Annotated in this window: 2 protein-coding genes; one reads left to right on the top strand and one right to left on the bottom strand. The window is 67.9% G+C overall.

From position 1 onward, the window contains the following. Positions 1 to 141 precede the first annotated feature (141 nt). The gene (locus ACFWJX_RS25305) at positions 142 to 2,265 is read right to left on the bottom strand and encodes a type IIA DNA topoisomerase subunit B (RefSeq protein ID WP_383247327.1); all 2,124 of its coding nucleotides are present in this window, start codon (positions 2,263 to 2,265) and stop codon (positions 142 to 144) included. Between the two features lie 443 nt (positions 2,266 to 2,708). On the opposite strand from ACFWJX_RS25305, the gene ACFWJX_RS25300 reads away from it, so the two are divergent. After that, positions 2,709 to 2,933 carry a hypothetical protein gene (locus ACFWJX_RS25300; protein WP_073492764.1) on the top strand — a complete coding sequence of 75 codons (225 nt, stop codon included), beginning with the start codon at positions 2,709 to 2,711 and terminating at the stop codon, positions 2,931 to 2,933. Positions 2,934 to 3,077 lie beyond the last annotated feature (144 nt).

Below are 3,077 nucleotides of genomic sequence, written 5' to 3'. Positions count from 1 at the left end.
CCTCGGGGGAACCGTTTCGCCGGTGGCGGGCGCCGGCCGCGGGGGGGGGGGCGGGGCCCACCGGGGGGGCCGGGGGGGGGGGCCGCCGACCCCACCTGGGCCCCCCCGCCCGACGAACACCGCTCGGCCCAGCTGCGGGGCCTACGCGTCGATCCGCGACCGGTCCAGCGTCGCCGCCGAGCTGGAGATGAACTCCTTGCGCGGCGCCACGTCGTTCCCCATGAGCAGGTCGAACACCTGCTCGGCCGCTTCCAGGTCGGAGAGGTTGATGCGGCGCAGGGTGCGGTGGCGCGGATCCATGGTCGTCTCGGCCAGCTGGTCGGCGTCCATCTCGCCGAGTCCCTTGTAACGCTGGATGGAGTCCTTGTACCGGACGTTCTTGCTCTGGAACTCCATGAGCTTGTCGCGCAGCTCGCGGTCCGAGTACGTGTACACGTACTTGTCCTGGCCCTTCTTGGGCTGGACCAGCTCGATGCGGTGCAGCGGCGGCACCGCTGCGAAGACCCGGCCGGCCTCCACCATGGGCCGCATGTAGCGCTGGAACAGCGTCAGCAGGAGGCACCGGATGTGGGAACCGTCCACATCGGCGTCGGTCATCATAATGATCTTGCCGTAGCGGGCCGCGTCGATGTCGAAGGTCCGCCCGGAGCCCGCTCCTATGACCTGGATGATCGCGCCGCACTCGGCGTTCTTCAGCATGTCGGTCACGGACGACTTCTGGACGTTGAGGATCTTGCCCCGGATCGGCAGGAGCGCCTGGAACTCCGAGTTCCGTGCGAGCTTGGCCGTACCGAGCGCGGAGTCGCCCTCGACGATGAACAGCTCGCTGCGCTCGACGTCGTCGCTGCGGCAGTCGGCGAGCTTGGCCGGCAGGGACGAGGACTCCAGGGCCGTCTTTCGGCGCTGGGCGTCCTTGTGCTGCCGGGCCGCGATACGCGTGCGCGCGGCGGCGACCGCCTTCTCCATGACGACCCGTGCCTGAGCCGCCGCATCCCGCTTGGTGGACGTCAGGAAGGCCTTGAGTTCCCTGGAGATCACGGTGTTCACGATGCGGCGGGCCGCCGACGTGCCCAGGACCTCCTTGGTCTGGCCCTCGAACTGGGGCTCGGCGAGCCGGACCGTGACGACGGCGGTCAGGCCCTCCAGGGCGTCGTCCTTCACGATGTCGTCCTCGGCGACGCGCAGCAGCTTCTTGGAGCGCAGCACCTCGTTCACCGTTCTGACGATGGCCTGCTCGAAGCCCGCCACGTGGGTGCCGCCCTTGGGGGTGGCGATGATGTTGACGAAGGACCGGAGAGTCGTGTCGTACCCGGTGCCCCAGCGCAGCGCGACGTCGACACCCAGCTCGCGGGTGACCTCCGTCGGCGTCATCTGACCGTGGTCGTCCAGGACCGGGACCGTCTCCTTGAAGGATCCCTGGCCGGTGAAGCGGAGGACGTCGCAGACGGGCTTGTCCGCGGCCAGGTACTCACAGAACTCACTGATGCCGCCGTCGAAGCGGAAGGACTCCTCGCCCTTGCTGCCCCCGTCACCCAGACCGTATTCGTCACGGACGACGATCGTCAGGCCCGGCACCAGGAAGGCGGTCTGGCGAGCGCGCTGGTGAAGGTGCTCCAGGGAGAGCTTGGCGTCCTTGAGGAAGATCTGCCGGTCGGCCCAGTAGCGCACGCGCGTGCCGTTACGGGTCTTGGGGATCCGCTTGGTCTTGCGCAGGCCGCTCGCGGGCTCGAACTTCGCGTCGGGCCCGTCACCGGCGAACGCGCCGGGGACGCCGCGGCGGAAGCTGATCGCATGGGTATGCCCACCTCGGTCGACCTCGACGTCGAGCCGGGCGGACAGGGCGTTCACCACAGAGGCACCGACGCCGTGCAGGCCGCCGGAAGCGGCGTACGAGCCACCGCCGAACTTGCCGCCGGCGTGCAGCTTGGTCATGACGACCTCGACGCCGGACAGGCCGGTCTTCGGCTCGACGTCGACAGGGATGCCCCGCCCGTTGTCCCGCACCTCGACGGAGGCGTCGTCGTGCAGGATGACCTCGATGTGGTCGCCGTAGCTGCCGAGAGCTTCGTCGACGGAGTTGTCGATGATCTCCCAGAGGCAGTGCATGAGACCACGGCTGTCGGTCGAGCCGATGTACATACCCGGGCGCTTGCGTACGGCCTCGAGGCCTTCGAGGACGAGCAGGTGCCGCGCGGTGTAGTTGGAACCGTCCCGGTCTGCTCCTGCCAGCAGCGCTGTGGACGGCACGGACGTATCGGCGGTCACGCGGTTCGCTCCTCGCTGAATTTCAGATTGGCCCTCATTGGGTAAGGGCGCGGCTTCGGTCGCCGCAAAGAGGGTACCGAGGCCTGGTAGAGCCGTTGTCACGCCACCCTCCCCCGAACTCACACTAGTCCAGCGTCGCATGCGTGTTCGATCCCTCGATGGAGTGAAGTACATATCACGTTCCCTTCGGGGCATGAACCATTTAGGCTCCGGGCACGTCCTCATGAACAAACCGGCAATCCAGCCGGGAGGGCCGGACCATGACCGACAGCGCGAAACCGTACGACACAGCCAACACGTAATACGGCACATTCGCCGCCAAACCGGCAGCAGACGACCACCTCGGAAGATTTTTTCGAGGAGAAGCCACGAGCGGGAACGTTTTGGGGCTGGTTGGATGTTGACCCTGGTACGACAGCTCGTCGAGCTAGAGAAGAGGCGACGTGACTACTGTTCTGACCCCCGCGAGCCCGATGACGGCCGCTGACCGCTGCGACCGCTGCGGCGCCCAGGCGTACGTGCGCGTCGTCCTGCTCAGCGGCGGAGAACTGCTCTTCTGCGCCCACCACGGTCGCAAGTTCGAGCCGGAACTCAAGAAGATCGCCGCTGAGATACAGGACGAGACGGAGCGACTGACCGCCGTTCCCGCCTCAGAAGAAGAGCGCTGACAGATCGCGTTCAACGACGAGCGACCACCGGCACAGGCTGGTAGCGGGGGGGGGCCCCCGCCGGCCCCCGGGCGGCCCCCCCCCCACGTAGGAAAACCCGCAACGCCCCCCCGGGAGCCCCCGGGCCCCCCACCCCCCCCCGCA

Origin of the sequence: Streptomyces sp. NPDC058335, assembly GCF_042723915.1 — a bacterium.
In the GTDB taxonomy this organism is placed as follows: Bacteria; Actinomycetota; Actinomycetes; order Streptomycetales; family Streptomycetaceae; genus Streptomyces.
Note: the sequence above shows the minus strand (reverse complement) of the source record. Positions and strands in the feature narration are given on the sequence as shown.